The following is a 16,599-nucleotide window of genomic DNA, read 5'->3' as shown; positions in this document are numbered from 1 at the left end:
AGGTAATAAAATGTCAATAAAAACAGTAAAAGACTTTAGTAGCTTTGCAGGTAAGCGAGCTTTAGTAAGATGTGATTTTAATGTTCCCCTAAAAGAGGGGAGCATTAGCGATGATACTAGAATTAAGGCTGCATTGTCTACAATAGAGTATCTAAAAGAAAGAGGAGCTAGGATTGTACTTATAAGTCATTTGGGTAGACCAGAGGGAAAGAAAAATCTTAAATATTCTCTTAAACCCGTTGCGAATAGATTGTCAGAGCTTTTGGGCCAAGATGTCAAGATGCTTTCTGATTGTATTGGAAGTGAAATTGTAAATAGTACCTTGCAAATGAAGGATGGCGATGTTGTATTACTGGAAAATGTAAGGTTTTATTTAGAAGAAGAGAAAAACGATAAAAATTTTGCAAAAAAACTTTCTGAGAATGGAGATGTTTTTGTAAATGATGCCTTTGGCGCAGCTCATAGAGCCCATGCTTCAACTGTAGGGGTTGCTGATTATTTGCCATCTGTTGGTGGATTTTTAATGGAAAAAGAAGATAAATTTCTTGGTGGAGTATTGAAAAATCCTGAAAGGCCATTTGTTTCAATTATTGGTGGCTCTAAGGTTTCTTCAAAGATTGCGGTACTAGAATCACTTTTGTCAAAGTCAAATGTAGTTGTGATTGGTGGTGGAATGGCTTATACTTTTTTGTATTCCGAAGGATATTCTATAGGTAAATCTCTTTTGGAGAACGAATATATTGATATAGCATCTTCTTTTTTAAAAAAAGCAAAAGAGTTGGGTGTTAAAGTAATTTTACCACTTGATCATATTGTGGCTGATGATTTTAATAAAAATGCAACTCCTGAGTATATTGATTCCTTTAATATTCCTGAAAACAAGATTGGCATGGATATTGGAGCTAATACTTTAAAAGAAATTGAAAAGGTTGTAAAAACCGCCAAAACTATAATTTGGAATGGCCCTCTTGGTGTATTTGAATTTGATTTATTTTCAAAAGGAACCGCTGAGGTTGCCGAAATGGTAGCATCTTGTTCAGGTTTAACGGTTGTTGGTGGTGGAGATTCTGTTGCAGCTGTTAATAAATTTAATTTATCTGATAAGATTACTCATGTTTCAACAGGTGGTGGTGCATCACTTGAATATCTTGAAGGGAAAATTTTGCCGGGTATTAAGGTTTTGGAGAATTAAAATGAGAAAAACATTTTTAGCGGGAAATTGGAAAATGCATTATACAAGTGCAGAAGCTTCTATTGTTGCAAAAGAAATTGCAACTGAAGTTAAGGCTTTAAAAGATGATGTTGTAATAATGATAACTCCTCCATTTACGGCTTTATCCAAGGTTTCAGAATGTATTAAGGGCAGTAATGTTCTCCTTGGTGCTCAAAATATGTCTTATATGGAAAGTGGAGCAAGGACAAGTGAAATTTCACCTTCAATGCTTTTAGAATTTGGAGTAGAATATGTTATACTTGGTCATTCTGAATGTAGATTGTATTTAGCAGAAACAGATGAAATAATAAATAAAAAGATTCTTTCAGGACTTAAGCATCCTTTTAAATACTTAATTCTTTGTGTTGGAGAAACTCTTGATGAGAGAGATTCTGGAAAAACTTTAGACGTTGTTTTAAATCAGGTTAAAAAGGGGTTAAATTGTGTTTCCGAATCAGATATTCAAAGGATAATTTTAGCTTATGAGCCTGTTTGGGCAATTGGAACGGGTAAAACCGCAACTAAAGAGGAAGCAGAAGAGGTTCATAAGGCAATTAGGCTTGAGATTATGAAGCTTTATTCAAAGTCAGCTTCAGATAATATTATAATTCAGTATGGAGGCTCTGTTAATTCAAGCAATGTAAAAGAGCTTATAAATGAACCTAATATTGATGGTGCGCTAATAGGTGGAGCATCTTTAAAGGCCGAATCTTTTTTATCTATAATTAATAGTGTTCTTTAGTTAAAGAGGTTTGTTTTGGATTTAGTTAGATTTCTTATTTTTATAATTTTTGTTATTGTTTCGATTTTTATTATCCTTTTGGTTTTAATTCAAGATGAGCAGGGCGATGGAATAGGCGGTGTTTTTGGGGGCGGCAGTTCTTCTATTTTTGGGGCAAAGTCTTCAAGTGTTGCTGTAAAAATTACTGGATTTTTTATAGCACTCTTTTTTATCTTTGTAGTCTTTTTATCTTTTCTAAATACTAGAAGAGCAGATGATAGCTTTTTAAATGATATAAAGACTGAAAACAAGAATAGTTCAACTTTCTGGGATGATGAGAATAATGAATCAGATACTAATATTAATGAAATTAAAGAAAACAATTTGAAAGAAAAATAATTTAATTGGATAATGTTGTGTATGCTCTGAGTAGTATTTACTCAGAGTTTTTACATAAAGAAATTTTAAATCATAACCATTATTAAATTTATTAATTTTATTGAAAGTTTATTATATTTTTATTGTGTTTTTTTAAATAATCTAAAGCACTGCTAAAATGATTTGATCCTAAAAATCCATTGTTTGCTGAATATGGAGATGGATGACTTGTTTCAAGAATTAGATGCTTTGTTGGGTCAATTAGCCCTTTTTTACTTCTTGCTAAATTGCCCCAAAGCATAAATACAATGTTTTTCAAATTTTTAGAGATTATTTTTATTACTTCATCTGTAAAAATTTCCCAACCAATAGCTTTGTGAGAAGAAGGTTTACCTTCTTCGACTGTTAGGATTGTATTTATTAGAAATACACCTTGAATTGCCCATCTTTTTAAATCTCCGTTTGGGATGGTTTTTATTTTTAAGCTTTTTTCTATTTCTTTAAATATGTTTTGTAAAGACGGTGGAATTTTGATTTTTGAATCTACGGAAAAAGCAAGTCCATTTGCCTGGTTTTTCCCGTGGTATGGATCTTGTCCAATTATTACCACTTTTATGTCTTTAAATGGTAAAGAATTAAAAGCATTGAATATAAGTTTTGGAGGAGGAAATATTTTTCCATTTTTTGTTTTATATTCATGTTTTATAAATCTCACAAGCTCTTTAAAGTACTCTTTATTAAATTCATTGTTTAAAACTTCTTTCCAAGATTCTTCAATTTTTACTTTCATTTTTGTATTATATAAGAAATAGTTTGTAATTTGAAATATATTAAAGGATGAATTTGTTATTTTTGAAATTTAATTTTTATTATGGATGATGATGTCTTAAAAAGAATAGGTGTTTTGTCTAAATTTATTACAGATGAAAAAAAAGCTAGGATTGAGAAAGTATTAAGTTTTCGCACCAATTATTTAACATTTGTGCTTGAGGACATTTTCCAGTCTCAAAATGCAAGTGCTACTATTAGAACAGGCGAAATTTTAGGACTTAGTGATGTTCATGTTATTGAAAAAAAGAATAAGTATACTTTAAATCCAGATATTACTTTGGGATCTTCACAATGGATAAATTTAAATAAATATAAAAATTCTAAGCTTGCAATTGATAGGTTAAGGTCTGATGGATATAAAATAGTAGCCACATCTTTGAATGAAAAATCAATAAATCTTGAAAATTTTCCAATTAACAATAAAATGGCGATATTTTTTGGTACAGAGTTAACAGGGCTTAGTGTAGAAGTCTTGGAAGTTGCCGATTTATACGTAAAAATACCTATGTATGGATTTACTCAAAGTTATAATATTTCTGTAGCTGTTTCGATAGTTATGTACTCTTTATTGATTCGCTTAAGAAAAAGTGGCATTGATTATTTGTTAAATGAAGTTGAGAAGTCAAATTTGAGATTAAAATATTATAGACAAGTTGTTAAAAATTATCAATTTATTGAAAATCTTATTAATTCTTAAGCTTCTTTAATTTTTTTCCAAGAATTTATAAATAGGTAAAAAATGGTATCGATTGCAATTATTATTAATGTAATAATAAGAGATCCTTTTGTAAGTTCGATATTTTTTGTTTCAGGGTAGAATTTAAGTATTGTATTTATAGATATTGAAACTAGCAAATTAGCCAGATATCCAGAAATTAGTCTTGATAGAGGATGAATGACCCATAAAGATTTTATTTTTATTTGCTTAAAATAATTATATAGTAAGATGTTTATATATTGGGATAGAAAAAACACATAAGTTCCAATTAATATTGTTAAAATGTATGTAAAGTTATTAAACAATATTTTAAAATGAATATCTGCGGTGTCTAATTTATTATGATTGAATAGTATCATAAAATTAATCATAATTGTAAAAGTTATGTTTAACAAAAGGCTCAATATCACGGAATTTGTCGCTTCTTTTTTGCTGTATTTTTCTACCATTAGGTTTAAAGAGAATGATGCCGATAAAAAAGTAATGCCTGATAAATTTAAGGACATTCCAAATGCTTTTAAATTTCTTAATATTATAATATTTGACATTGTTGAAATAATTGCATTGAAACAAAAAAGCCCAGATTTTCCAAAAAATCGGTAAAGAATTCCCAATGTTATATATATAAATAGGAACATTCCTATCCACAAGCTTAAATCAAACATATCTTTATTCATAGCATTTAATTGTACCAGATTAATTATCTTAGATAAAGTTTTTTATTTGCGCAAATCAACTTTTTCATTTTTGAAGTTTTATATATTTTGCAAAATATATAAAAGGTGTTCCCAAAATTCCTGCTAAACCTTTAATTAGGTATGTGGAAATTACTATATCTAGGAAGGCTTGTTTTGGAAATACTTTAAAATATGTTGCTATGCTTACAAAAATTGTTGTATCTATTAAGCCACTTATTAATGTTGATCCATTTGTTCTGAAAAATAAAAATTTAGGAAATTTTTTTTTAATAAACTGATATAGATAAACATCGTTTAACTGGGATACTAAGTATGCAATAAGAGAGGCTAATAGTAAAGCTGGTATTGAAGAGAAAATGTTTTCTAAACTTTTAAAATTTTCTTGAGTTCTATTTGACATAAAGTGAATTTGTGCATTTGTTAATACCGCAAAGACAATAAAGCTAATAAATCCAATATAAACGGCTTCTTTTGAAGTTTTTTTCCCATAAAATTCTGAGAGAATGTCTGTTGCAATGTATGATGATGCATAAATAATGTTGCCCAATGTAGCATTAATTCCAAATATTGTAATTTGTTTTAAAACTTGAATGTTTGCTATAATAATTGCTACTGCAACCCATGCAAATAATCCGTTTTTTTTAAAAAAAAGGGATACAATAATCAAAAATGAATAAGTAGTAATTAGCATAGCAAACCATAAAATTTCATTAAACATAAAATTCCCTTTTACCTATAATCGGATTTACTATTATAAAATTTTAGCTTAGTTTTTGCAAATGAAGGTGGTAAGCATTTTTGTTTTCTTAAAATTATGCTATAATACCCTTTACTTAAGGGGATGTTTTGGATTTGACTAAAAATGCTAATATTGTAAGTTGCAGGCAGAGGGAATCTCTTAAAACTTCTAAAATAAATGCAAAAAATAATAACTTTACAAGCTCAAATCTTGTAATGGCTGCTTAAGTTAGCAGAGGGTTTTGTTGAATTTTGCTTTGAGGTTCACTTATACTCTTTTTGACATCAAAGCTTGCTTAAAAATGTTTTCAAGTTGATTTTTAGGGACTTTTATACTTGAGAGCAATTTGGCGGTTTGCTAGCATTTCCAAACCATATTGCTTAATAAAATGCTAGATAAGCTTGTAGAAGCTTATAGTATTGTTTTTAGGACGCGGGTTCAATTCCCGCCATCTCCATTAATTTCATTTTTTATTTATCTTTTAGATATAATTCTTATTCTTTAATAAGCATTGTCAAGCTTAGAAAGTGTGCTGCCATTAATTTAAGCGTCCTATCGGAATCGAACCGACATCATTAGCTTGGAAGGCTAAGGTAATAGCCATTATACGAAGGACGCAATACAATAATTTACTTATATAAAAAAAATCAATTTATGTCAATAAGATTTATTGTAATGTTATTTTTGGCTAGCAATTTTTTTTTTAAATAAGTACAATTAATTTAACTTAAATGTAGTCAAGTACAAAAACTTGTGTGGAGGAAATTGATGGGAGAGAGAGGGGAAGTATACTCTGAGAAGCTATTTACAGAGTCTGAGAGAACTTATTTTTTTAATGTCAAGGAAAATAGAAAAGGAGATTATTTTTTAAATATTGTAGAAAGCAAAAGAAGTCCGAGTGGAGATTTTGAAAGACATTCTATTTTTGTATATGAAGAGAATATAAATGAATTTGAATCCAATTTGCTTAAGGCAATAGCAGTTATTAAACAGAAAGTATCTTCGGGATCTGGTAGTTCTTCTGCCAGGTATAATAAAGGGTATGGTGAATATGGAGAGAGATCTAAATTAGATGATTCTAGATTTGATAAGAAATCTCATTTATCAGGTGGGCGATTTAAAAAGAAGGATTATTAAATTTTTTTATTTTTATTTTTTTAAATTAGTTTAAAATTTTTTCTGTGAAGGCTTAAAACCCCATATTTCTTTATTGCATTTTTATGTTCTTTTGTGGGGTATCCTTTATTTTTTCTGAGTAAATATAATGGATAAATTTTATCGTATTCATCCATTAATTTGTCTCTTTTAACTTTAGCAATAATTGAAGCAGCTTTTATTTCGTCTATTATTGAATCTCCTTTAATTATTGCTTTAACATTTTTTGCTGTTATTTTGGGGACAAATTTGCCATCTACAAGCACTAAACTGCAATTTAATTTTAGGTTTTCGTATGCAGTTTGCATTGCAAGAAGGGATGCGTTGTGAATATTTATTTTTTCTATTATTATATTTGAAATTTCAGCAAATGCATAATATGAGTTTTCAAGTATTAATGATGATAGGTACTCCCTTTTTTCTTTTTTTAGCTTTTTAGAATCGTCTAATTCTTTTATAAAGCTAGGTTTTTTTTTGAAAACTACAGCAGCACTTAGAATAGGTCCAAAAATACAACCCCTTCCAACTTCATCTATTCCACAAATCATAATTGACCTTTTTTTAAAATATTTTTATTTATTATAATATGAAATTGTAGATTTATCAGTAATTGGTTTTTAATTTTAATTGGGAGTTAGTTTGGTTTTAAAAAAAATAGCGCTTTTGGGGTTTAAATCTTTTTTAAATAGACAAGAGTTTGAAATAGGTGAAAATTTAAGTTTTATTGTAGGTCCTAATGGGTGTGGTAAGAGCAATCTTATTGATGCTGTACGTTTTTGTATGGGAGAAGATAATTTAAAATTTTTAAGGGTTGAAGATGTTTCTGATTTAATTTCTGTTTCAAAATTAGGAAAATCAAATTTTGCAGAAGTAACTCTTTTTTTTAGTAACATTAACTCTGAAAAATCGACCTTAAAGGAATTTGAAGGGGATTTTTATATTCGCAGGCGTCTTTATAAGGACGGTTCAAGTGAGTATTATTTTAATAATAAAATTTTAAATTTTCAAGATTATAATAGACTTTTGAACAGTTTTAAGTTTAAAAAATCGCCTTATATGTTTATAAATCAAGGTAGGGTTGAAGACATTTCTTTGGAAAGAAGTGTAAATCTCAAATCTTTAATTGAACAGGCAAGCGGAATAGATGTTTTAAAAATTGAGGAAGAAGAGGCTTTGAAAAATTTTAAGCAATCTAATCAAAATTTATCATCTTTGTTGTCCTTGCAAGAAAATTTAAGGCAAAAGTACGATAACATAAAAAATGTTTACCTTTTGAGAAAAAAACATCAAGATTTAAGTCAAAAATTAGAAGCTTTAGAAAAAACAATAACGTTAAAAAAGCTTTTCAATATTAATTTTGATCTTAATGTCTTGAAGAGCGAATTAAATTTAGACGGTTTGAGTAAATTTTTGTCTTCTAGTTTTAAGGAAAAGTTAGAATTTTATTCATTTAGGGAAAAAAATGTCATTAATAATATTCAAGAATTAGAAAAAGATCTTGAGCTTATGAAGTCTAAAATTCTTGGGCTAGAGATTAAAATTCAAAAATTAGAGCAAGAAAAGATGTTAAAGATGAATTTGGAAGATAAGTTTGCCAAGAGCAAATCTGAGTCTGAAGAGAAAAAAAATTCTATAAATAACAATTTATATCAATTAAATAGTTTGCTTAAAGAAAAGAAAAATGAGTTTTTTTCTTTAAGTGACGAGATTAATAGGTATACTAAAAGTTTTTTTGAACTTGTTGATCTAATTTTATCTGTATTAAAGAGTGCCAAATCGGAAGAGTTTGTTTTATTAAAAGAGAATATATTAGACTCTCTTAAACTTTTTGAAGAATCATTGAGTATAAAATATATTAAAGAGATTAGAGTAAATTTAATCAAGTATATAAGTAAAGATGAGAATCTTTTGGCTTTATTGAGGGATAAAATTGAGCCTATTTTCGATCAAAATGTTAATTTGAAAAAATTTTTGCTTGAAAAAAATGCTTTAAAATCAAATCTTGCTAAAGAGATAACAAATATCGAGAGATTAATCGAAGAAAAGACTCTTCAATTAAATGATGTATTAGGTGAGCTTGAGTATATAGAGCTTTCTAAATTTAAAAATTTAGACGAAATTAAACTTATAGATGGTAATTTAGAATTTTTATTTGAATCTAAGAATAGCCTTGATGAAGAGCTTAAAGATTTGTATTTAAAGCTTGAAAATCTAAATTTAGAAAAGAGCGATATTCAGCTTAATTTAAGTAATCTTATTGGTGCTTCAAAATTTAGTAGTGAGCCTTTTAAGGAGAAAGATTTTAGTTCTTTAGTTTTTTTAAATGATTTTAAAAAAACTAATTATTATGAATATATAAAAAAACAGACAGAATACGAATTTCTTTTAAATTCTAATGTAAGCATTAAGAGCGAAATAGAAAATTTCAATGTTTCTAATGAAATGTCTGATAAATTTGAATTGGAAGAAGATCTTGCAACCAGAGAGTTGTTACGCAAAGAGATAGATGCAATAAATCTGGGGGATTATGTATTTTTTAATATTGATAAAGAATTTGATGAAACTAAGGATCGTTTTGAAAAAGTAAGTTTACAAGTAGAAGATTTAAAGCTTTCAAAATATTCATTACAAAAGCTTCAAAAAAAAATAAAAAATGAGATTTATAAAAAATTTAGAGAATCATTTGATGAGATTAATAAAAATTTCTCTTACTTTTTTAAAAAAATTTTTAAAGGAACCGCCAGTCTTTTTTATAATGAAAATACTGATAATGTTGAGATTAGAATAAATTTTTCAAACAAGTTTGTTAAAAACAATAATATGCTTTCAGGAGGCGAGAGTACTTTGGTTAGTATGGCTTTTTTATTTGCACTTTATTATTATTCTCCTGCTTGTTTTTGCATGCTTGATGAAATAGATGCGGCTCTTGATTTTGAGAATAGCAAAAAACTTTCTTTACTTTTAAAAGAATTGGGGAAAAAAATTCAACTCTTAGTAATAACCCATAATGCATATGTTTCTGAGGGTGGTGAAAATTTGATAGGTATTACACTTGATAATGGTGAAAGCAGAGTGTTTAATATATAATTAAGTTAGATTTAAGGAAATTAACATGCAAGATAGAAAGTTTAGTTTTAGAAAATATTTTTTAATTTTAATATTTTTGATTTTTATTGTTTCAGGCATTACTTATTTCTATTCAACTCAAATGTTAGAGAAATCTCAAAAGTCTGTTGAAGACAATTTAGACGCCAAGGTTAAATTAGTTGATATGGAAGATTTTTATTTTGATTTAAATGAATGTCTTAATATGGATGATTTTTTTATTCCAAGGCCTGATTTTTTAAATGAAAATTTAAATAAAAATTTAGTTGTTGATGGGCTGATTAAAAATAAGTTTCTTGATGAAAATTTTTTCAAGGATCTTTGGATTAAAAAGGAAAATTTATTTAACTTTGATATTGAGAAGGAGAATGAAAAATTAATAGATAAGATTTTAGAAATTTCCAAATGATTAGAAAATATTTGATTTATATAAGTTTGCTATTTATTGTTTTTGAAGTTTGCTCTAAGCCAGCTTTTATAAATCAAGGCGATTCATACGAGCTTGATTTTAGTAGTAGAGAGGTAGATATTAATGTAAATACCAATTCAAAGTTTAGGCTTTCTTTTAAAGAGGAGTCTTGGATTTATATCAAAAGCATTGAAAATGAATCTTTTATTAAGTTAATTGGAGAATCTTATGATAACGGTGTTGTTTTTACTTTTCAAACTTTTAAAAAAGAAGGCCAAATTAAATTGGTTTTCAGTTATCAAAATGTTAAAGATTCAAGTGAATTTAATAAAATAATTGTCTTGAAAATTACAAAGAAGCTTGAAGTTGCAATTCCACATAGTGGTAGTGCTGTCTCTGGCAAGAACAATAACATTGAAAGTGTTAATAATCTTGAACTTGGAAGGGATAGCATTAATGGGATGACCTCTAAAGAGATTATTGTCAGGGCTTTAAATTTATCTTACATAAATGATTACAAAGGGGCAATAAATTTGCTTAATAAGTATAATTTCAATGATGATAAATATATTTTCTTGAAGGCGGAAATTCATTATAAAAATGGGGATTATTTAAAATCTTATGAAAATTATTTGAAATTGAAGAGCAAATATTTTCAAAGCATTGTTTTTGATCTAATTAAGCTTGGTATAGAATTAAATATTAAAGAAGAGGTTTTAGAGAACGCTAGATATTTAGTTGAAAAGAATGTTGATTTTTCTGAGAGTATTTATCTTGAGATCTTTGAATTCTTAGTAACAAGGGGAGAGCATGAGTTTGCTTTAAATTTTAGCTCTCTTTACTTTCCTAAGTATATTAATTCAAGCTTTTCAGACAAATATAGTTATTTGTTGGGAAAACTTTATGAGTCTGAGAGCAAGTATAAAGATTTTTTAAAGGCTTTGCATTACTATAAATTAGTTATTGATAATTACCCTTTTAGTTATTATTATGAGAGAGCCAAGATAAGATATTTATTTTTAAAGCGGTTTTTTTAGGAGATATAATATGATAAGGAGAAAGCTTACTAAACAACTTGAAATAATAAAAGATTATCTTTGGGATATGAAAGAATGTGTGCTTAAGATTATTGATGATTCTTTAATAGCTTTAGAATCTAAAGATAAAAATTTAGCTAAAAAAATAATCAATGAAGATGAAAAAATAATAGATGATTATCAGTACGATATTGAAGATTTGTGCGGAAGAATAATTGCGACTGAGCATCCTGTTGCTACAGAGCTTAGAGAAATTTTAGCAATTATTAAAATAATAAGCTCTCTTGAAAGGATTGCAGATCATGCCACTAAGATTGTAAAGGTTGTTCTTCTTCTTGAATCAGATTTGGATGATTTTAATTTTCTTAATTTATATTTTAAACCTTTAAGAGAAATGGCCGATACAGCTAAAGAAATGTTGTCTGATATTTTTGACGCATATTTTGATGGAGATTTTACCAAAATATTAAAGATAGTTAAGTATGACAATATAATAGATAAATTATTTTCAAAGCAGAAAAGTATTGTTATTGATGCTATGAAAAAAAATCCTGAAAATTTGGATTATCTTTTAAATATATTATTTTTGAATAGTTTTTTAGAAAGAGTAGGTGATCATGTAGCAACGATTGGTGAATTGCTCTATTTTATTAGAATAGGTGAAAAAGTAAACTTAACTTAGCAGCAGTATTCTTAGACCTTTAAAGTCAAATAAATTTTACATTTTACATAATAGGAAATTTATTATAAAAAGAATTAATGCTCTTGAGCATTAATTCTTTTTATAGGTGGCAGGCATTACGTATTCAAGATTTTTGTTTCCTCTGATTGTTTCTGAATGTCCAATTAAAAGATAAGAATCCTTTTTAAGATATGAGTTGAATTTATTGGCAAGGTTGTTTCTGGTTTTTTCATCAAAATAGATCATGACATTTCTGCAAAATATTAGGTCAAATTTTTTGCTAAATGGAAATTTCTCATCCATTAAGTTTAATTTTTTAAAGTAAACCATTTTTTTTAAAATTTCTTTAACTTGGAATTTATCATCTTGAAGTTGATTTAAATATTTAATTTTTAAATATTTGGGCAAATTTATTATGCGATCTTCAGGATAAATCCCTTCACGAGCTTCATTTAGAACGCTAATTGAAATGTCTGTTGCTAAGATTTTGACTTTAAAATCTACTTTATTATGTTCCATGTATTCTTTTAGTATCATTGCAATTGTATAAGGCTCTTCACCACTTGAGCAGCCAGCTGACCATATTCTAATTTCTGAGTTTTCTGAGTTTAATATTTTTTCAGTAAGTTTAGGCAATATTTTATTATTTAAAAAATCAAAATGTTTAGATTCCCTGAAAAAATAGGTATGATTTGTTGATATTTTGTCTATTAATTCGATTAATTGAATATTTCCAGTGCTTTTTTCTAAAAAGTCGATGTATTCAGTAAAATTTTTAAAACCTTTAACTTTAAGAAGAGATGATAATCTGCTTTCAATTAGCAGCTTTTTTTTTTCGCTGAGATTGATTCCAAAGTTGTTATAAACTATTTTTATTAATCTTAAAAGTTCGTCCTTAGTTATATTTATATTGAGGTTGAATTTGTTTTGATTCATATTCATATACTTTTGATTTCATTCTCCTTTTTTATCCAAAGCGATTCGTTTTTATACTAGAAATGTAAAATTTTTTTAGTTCTATAATATTTAAGCGTATAGCTTAAGTTAGATATTTCAATTGCAATAATTTTTCAATTGTGATAATTTAGTAGTTAAATTATTATTAGTATGCTTACTTATTAAAGGTTGTTTTATGCGAAAAAGAAGTAGAAAAGTCAAAAATGATTTAGTTGTGCTTGAATCTAAAGAAAAAAAAGTTGGTATGTGGGGTATTTTTGCTCTTATTTTAATTGTTTTCGGATTTATTATTGCACCTTTACTTCCGGGGATATTTGATAATGCTGATTCATCTGGTTTAAAATTTGGTTCTTATAAAGGTCAACCTATTTACTATAAAAAAGATAGTAAGTTTGCCAAGTATGTTAATTATTATTCAAATCTTTATTCTAGATTGCAGGGTAATGCTAAAAATATTAATACAGATTATAATGCCTGGTATTTGGCATTTATGAAATATGTTGAGGATGTTGCTTTTTTGGACTTAATAAAAAAATATAATTTTTATATTTCTAAGGAAATGCTGAATAAAAATTTACTTAGATCTCCAGAATATTTAGACTCTAGTGGAAATTTCAGTTCTAAAAGATATAATAAAGCTTCTGATTATCAAAAAGTTAAAATTTATGATGAGATGGTAGAAAATATATTGTTTTCTAATGTGAAAATTTTTTTAAATAGTAATTTGATATTTCCCGATTCTATTTTTGATCTGATTAAAGATATGAGCACTGTAGAAAGGCATATTTCATATCTTTCTCTTTCCTATCAGGATTTTTCTAATAAAGAGGTAATATCTTATGCTGAGAAAAATTTAAATTTATTCAAACGTTTATCGCTTGCGTCTATTCGTTTTAAAAATATGAATGATGCTCGGACCGCTTACGATAAGCTATTAAACAAAACTCCATTTGAAGAGCTTGCTAAGCTTTATTCAGATGATATAGCTAATTTCAAAGGCGTTGTTTCTTTGGATAAGTATTATTTTGATTTAGATCTTAATGTTGAAAAGAAAGAAGATCTAAATTCCATTTTTTCTTTAAGTGAAGGTGAATTTAGCAAGCCTATTAAGATTAAAAATAAAAATGAATATCAAATATATAAGGCATTTAGTAATGTTCATGATTTTGATAAAAATTCAGATCGTGATATTAGTTCTGTTAAAAATTACATTGAAACTTATGAACCAAGCGTTATTGAAGGTTATTTGGAAAATAAGCTATCTGATTTTCTTGGTGATGTTAAATTTAGTAGTTTAAGCCAAGTTCTTGAAAAGTATCAGCTTAGCTTAAAAGAAGAAATTGTTAATTTGTCTTATAATATTAATATTTACCCAAATACTCTAAAGGAGTTAGTTGAGTTTAATAATAGCAAGTCTTTTTATGATGTTATTTTTGGATTAAAAGAAAATTCTTGGTCTAAGCCTTTTGTGGCAAATAAAAAAGTTTATTTATTTTTTCTCAATTCAGCTAAAAAAAGATCTAATCGGCTCAAAGAAGAGATCAAAAATGAAAAACTTCTTGACAATTTTAACATTGCAAATAGCGGGCTGATTACAGATTTTTTACTGAATAAAAAAGATTTTGTTAATAATTTTAATGAGTCGTTTTTTGCTTTGCAAAACTTTAGTCAAAATTAAGAAATAAATGTTATGACAAAGGTTTTGGCTGTTAGTGTAATTGCTCTGAGTAAGGATAAAGAATTAATTCGGTTTTATAAATTTTTGTTTTTATTCTTTTTTTTTACATTGCTTGCTTGCTCTAAAGTAAGCAAAGATTTTATTGTTTTTAACAAAGATGTAAAATCTTCTTCCAGAATCGATAATCCGAATTCTAATGTTTTAGAAGTTAATAAAATGGAAGATTTTTTTGGGGATATTATAGATTTAAAAGGTTATAAAATTCTTGCAGTTCAGCAGGAAAATTTAAATTTAGATGTGTATTTTGAACAGGTGGTTTTAGCTCAAAATTTTTCAAATCTTAATGCGTATTTGTTTATTGTTGGATTTGATCCTAAAAGTAAAGTTGGAACGATTCTTTTTAAAACCCAAATAGATATTGATCCAAAAAATTCTTATAACATGTATCTTGAGGATATTACAGGTGATTATGATTTTAATATAGTTGTTCAGGGATTTTTAAAAGATAAATCTGTTTTGTACGTTTTTCAAAAGTCTGTTTTAAATGATGTGTCTTCTTACAAGCCTATATTTTTTGACAAAGTTAATGGCACTGTTCTTATCAATAAGTATGCAAGGTCTTCAGCCTATGAAGAAAACAGATCAAGAGAAAGCTATCCTATTTCTTTAGAAAAATATGAAAAAGTGGGGGAGGATTTAATAATTAGCAAGATTGAAAAATATGAATATTCTCATGTTCAGGGTAGATATTATCTTTCTTCTGTGAGTGAAAAAGTTGGTAAAATTGATAATAATATTTATAAAACTTTAAAGAATTTAAGCAAAGATGAAGTTTATAAATTTTTGCATGGAGTTTGGTATGATGTTCATGACTATAATAAAAAGCATGACAAAGATATTGACGAAGTTTTATTCTTGTCTTTTGAAAGGCAATCAAGCGAGATTAATCTTTTTAGAAAAAATTCTCAAGAAGTTGCAAAGATTGAATATATTTCAAAACCCGCTTACAATACACTTAATGTTAGCGCAAAGTCTCTTTTTTCAGATTTGATAGTTTACAACTTTTGGATAAAAATTGTAGATAAAGAAAACATTGAAATCAAAATTGACACTAGTACGAATTCTTATGATAATAGTGGATTTTCGGGCGCATTTAAGAGATTTGATGAGAATGTCTTAAATGTTAAAAAAAGGAGTAATGATATTTATTTTATTCCTAGTGGAAATTACGTGTATAAGGACAAAATTTATGACTTTTCTTATCCCCATTTAACTTATATTGATGAGAATAAAATTTATTATGGCATTTTTAATATTTTCCCTTTAAAAAATAATTTTGTTCTTGAATATGAGATTGACATGGGTAGTTACAAGCTTGTAGAATCTTTTTTTCTTGAACATAACGAAAGAGTTGTTCAAAAGCAAAAATTTTCTACAATCATTTTGAATCCTATTAAAATTTTGAAAGATGATGTAAGCTTAGTTAAAGGGCAAAAATTAAAGCTTGAGCGAATAGAAAAAATAGGATAATAGTTTTTATGAAAATATTGAGAAGTATTATAACTTATTTTAATGTTTTATTGTTTTTATTAATTTTAATTTTTTTTTTATTTCCTTTTTACTTGGTTTGTAAAATTTTTTTACTTGAGCGTTATGTTGTTAGACTTAGTTTCATTATGATGCGAGCTTGCATTAAGATTAGCTTATGGCTTGCTGGGATTAAAATTATTGTTACGGGTTCTGAGAATATTCCTAAAAAAAGCAATGTAATAATAATGGGAAATCATATTGCAGCTATGGATCCTTTAATTTTTATTTATACTTTTGCCAGTCCATTTGTAATATTGGCAAAACATTCTTTGCTTAGGGTTCCTTTTGTGAATATTGTTTTGATTGTTATGGGTGTTATTTTTGTTAATAGAAAGAGCATAAGATCTGCCGCTGCTGCTGAAGCTAAGGCAATAAGGGTTATGAGAGAGGGCAGATCTATTGGAATTTTCCCTGAAGGGACTAGAAATAGAGGGGGGGATACTAAGGTTTTTAAAAAAGGTTCAATTAAGATGGCATTAAAGACAGGAACATCAATTCTTCCTGTTACTCTTTATAATACTAATAACTTTTTTATTAAAAATATTATTTTTAATTCTGGTCTATCTGTTTATATTCATGTCCATCCTTTGATAGATATTTTAAAATTAAGTGAGTATGAAAAAGAGAATCTCGCTAGTATTATTAGAGATCAAATAGTTAAAAAGCTTGAAACTATTAAAATTTAATT

At 27.2% G+C, this 16,599-nt stretch carries 17 protein-coding genes, 1 tRNA gene and 1 other RNA gene; 13 read left to right on the top strand and 6 right to left on the bottom strand.

The window, feature by feature from the left end; genetic code table 11:
* Nucleotides 1-10 precede the first annotated feature (10 nt).
* The 3 genes from HNQ06_RS03510 to secG are packed head-to-tail and all read left to right on the top strand — an operon-like array spanning nucleotide 11 to nucleotide 2,333.
* Complete coding sequence (locus HNQ06_RS03510) at nucleotides 11-1,192, top strand: phosphoglycerate kinase (RefSeq protein ID WP_184107567.1); 1,182 nt, start codon at nucleotides 11-13, stop codon at nucleotides 1,190-1,192.
* Nucleotide 1,193: 1 nt separating this feature from the next.
* Nucleotides 1,194-1,955, top strand: coding sequence for a triose-phosphate isomerase (gene tpiA, locus HNQ06_RS03505; RefSeq protein WP_184107566.1), 762 nt, complete (start codon nucleotides 1,194-1,196; stop codon nucleotides 1,953-1,955).
* Between the two features lie 15 nt (nucleotides 1,956-1,970).
* Nucleotides 1,971-2,333, top strand: a complete 363-nt coding sequence (gene secG / locus HNQ06_RS03500; RefSeq protein ID WP_184107565.1) for a preprotein translocase subunit SecG — start codon at nucleotides 1,971-1,973, stop codon at nucleotides 2,331-2,333.
* A 97-nt stretch (nucleotides 2,334-2,430) separates the two neighbouring features.
* Here secG and ung read toward each other — a convergent pair whose 3' ends face one another.
* Entirely contained in the window at nucleotides 2,431-3,102 is a 672-nt protein-coding gene (ung, locus tag HNQ06_RS03495; protein WP_184107564.1) for a uracil-DNA glycosylase, read from the bottom strand.
* 81 nt (nucleotides 3,103-3,183) lie between these two features.
* On the opposite strand from ung, the gene HNQ06_RS03490 reads away from it, so the two are divergent.
* Nucleotides 3,184-3,840, top strand: coding sequence for a TrmH family RNA methyltransferase (locus HNQ06_RS03490; protein ID WP_184107563.1), 657 nt, complete (start codon nucleotides 3,184-3,186; stop codon nucleotides 3,838-3,840).
* On the opposite strand, the gene HNQ06_RS03485 is transcribed toward HNQ06_RS03490, so the two are convergent.
* Together HNQ06_RS03485 and HNQ06_RS03480 are read right to left on the bottom strand one after the other, a co-directional pair.
* Nucleotides 3,837-4,526, bottom strand: coding sequence for a queuosine precursor transporter (locus HNQ06_RS03485; protein WP_184107702.1), 690 nt, complete (start codon nucleotides 4,524-4,526; stop codon nucleotides 3,837-3,839). The genes HNQ06_RS03490 and HNQ06_RS03485 overlap by 4 nt on opposite strands.
* Before the next feature lie 76 nt (nucleotides 4,527-4,602).
* Nucleotides 4,603-5,277 carry a queuosine precursor transporter gene (locus HNQ06_RS03480; RefSeq protein WP_184107562.1) on the bottom strand — a complete coding sequence of 225 codons (675 nt, stop codon included), beginning with the start codon at nucleotides 5,275-5,277 and terminating at the stop codon, nucleotides 4,603-4,605.
* Nucleotides 5,278-5,396: 119 nt separating this feature from the next.
* Here HNQ06_RS03480 and ssrA point away from each other — a divergent pair.
* Nucleotides 5,397-5,758: a transfer-messenger RNA gene (gene ssrA, locus HNQ06_RS03475) on the top strand.
* Between the two features lie 86 nt (nucleotides 5,759-5,844).
* Here ssrA and HNQ06_RS03470 read toward each other — a convergent pair.
* Nucleotides 5,845-5,916, bottom strand: a tRNA-Gly gene (locus HNQ06_RS03470).
* A 150-nt stretch (nucleotides 5,917-6,066) separates the two neighbouring features.
* On the opposite strand from HNQ06_RS03470, the gene bpuR reads away from it, so the two are divergent.
* Complete coding sequence (gene bpuR / locus HNQ06_RS03465) at nucleotides 6,067-6,435, top strand: transcriptional regulator BpuR (RefSeq protein ID WP_184107561.1); 369 nt, start codon at nucleotides 6,067-6,069, stop codon at nucleotides 6,433-6,435.
* A 20-nt stretch (nucleotides 6,436-6,455) separates the two neighbouring features.
* Here bpuR and HNQ06_RS03460 read toward each other — a convergent pair whose 3' ends face one another.
* Entirely contained in the window at nucleotides 6,456-7,001 is a 546-nt protein-coding gene (locus HNQ06_RS03460; protein ID WP_184107560.1) for a ribonuclease HII, read from the bottom strand.
* 91 nt (nucleotides 7,002-7,092) lie between these two features.
* On the opposite strand from HNQ06_RS03460, the gene HNQ06_RS03455 reads away from it, so the two are divergent.
* From HNQ06_RS03455 to phoU, 4 genes are read left to right on the top strand one after another with little or no spacing between them, the layout of a single operon-like run.
* Nucleotides 7,093-9,540 (top strand): chromosome segregation SMC family protein, encoded by a 2,448-nt coding sequence (locus tag HNQ06_RS03455; protein WP_184107559.1) that lies wholly within the window; start codon nucleotides 7,093-7,095, stop codon nucleotides 9,538-9,540.
* 25 nt (nucleotides 9,541-9,565) lie between these two features.
* Entirely contained in the window at nucleotides 9,566-9,967 is a 402-nt protein-coding gene (locus HNQ06_RS03450) for a hypothetical protein (protein ID WP_184107558.1), read from the top strand.
* Nucleotides 9,964-11,004 carry a hypothetical protein gene (locus HNQ06_RS03445; protein ID WP_184107557.1) on the top strand — a complete coding sequence of 347 codons (1,041 nt, stop codon included), beginning with the start codon at nucleotides 9,964-9,966 and terminating at the stop codon, nucleotides 11,002-11,004. Before HNQ06_RS03450 ends, HNQ06_RS03445 begins: the two co-directional genes overlap by 4 nt.
* 10 nt (nucleotides 11,005-11,014) lie before the next feature.
* Nucleotides 11,015-11,686: a phosphate signaling complex protein PhoU gene (phoU, locus tag HNQ06_RS03440; RefSeq protein ID WP_184107556.1), complete on the top strand. Its 672-nt coding sequence runs from the start codon at nucleotides 11,015-11,017 to the stop codon at nucleotides 11,684-11,686.
* 90 nt (nucleotides 11,687-11,776) lie between these two features.
* Here the strand turns inward: phoU and HNQ06_RS03435 are convergent, their stop codons facing one another.
* The gene (locus tag HNQ06_RS03435) at nucleotides 11,777-12,628 is read right to left on the bottom strand and encodes a protein-glutamate O-methyltransferase (protein WP_184107555.1); all 852 of its coding nucleotides are present in this window, start codon (nucleotides 12,626-12,628) and stop codon (nucleotides 11,777-11,779) included.
* A 190-nt stretch (nucleotides 12,629-12,818) separates the two neighbouring features.
* Here HNQ06_RS03435 and HNQ06_RS03430 point away from each other — a divergent pair, with 190 nt between their 5' ends.
* From HNQ06_RS03430 to HNQ06_RS03420, 3 genes are read left to right on the top strand one after another with little or no spacing between them, the layout of a single operon-like run.
* Nucleotides 12,819-14,321, top strand: coding sequence for a peptidylprolyl isomerase (locus tag HNQ06_RS03430; protein WP_184107554.1), 1,503 nt, complete (start codon nucleotides 12,819-12,821; stop codon nucleotides 14,319-14,321).
* A gap of 12 nt (nucleotides 14,322-14,333) precedes the next feature.
* On the top strand, nucleotides 14,334-15,851 hold the full coding sequence (locus HNQ06_RS03425; RefSeq protein ID WP_184107553.1) for a pallilysin-related adhesin: 1,518 nt from the start codon (nucleotides 14,334-14,336) through the stop codon (nucleotides 15,849-15,851).
* A gap of 8 nt (nucleotides 15,852-15,859) precedes the next feature.
* Entirely contained in the window at nucleotides 15,860-16,597 is a 738-nt protein-coding gene (locus HNQ06_RS03420) for a 1-acyl-sn-glycerol-3-phosphate acyltransferase (RefSeq protein ID WP_184107552.1), read from the top strand.
* Nucleotides 16,598-16,599 lie beyond the last annotated feature (2 nt).

It is taken from the genome of Borreliella lanei, assembly GCF_014205895.1.
Classification (GTDB): Bacteria; Spirochaetota; Spirochaetia; order Borreliales; family Borreliaceae; genus Borreliella; species Borreliella lanei.
Note: the sequence above shows the minus strand (reverse complement) of the source record. Positions and strands in the feature narration are given on the sequence as shown.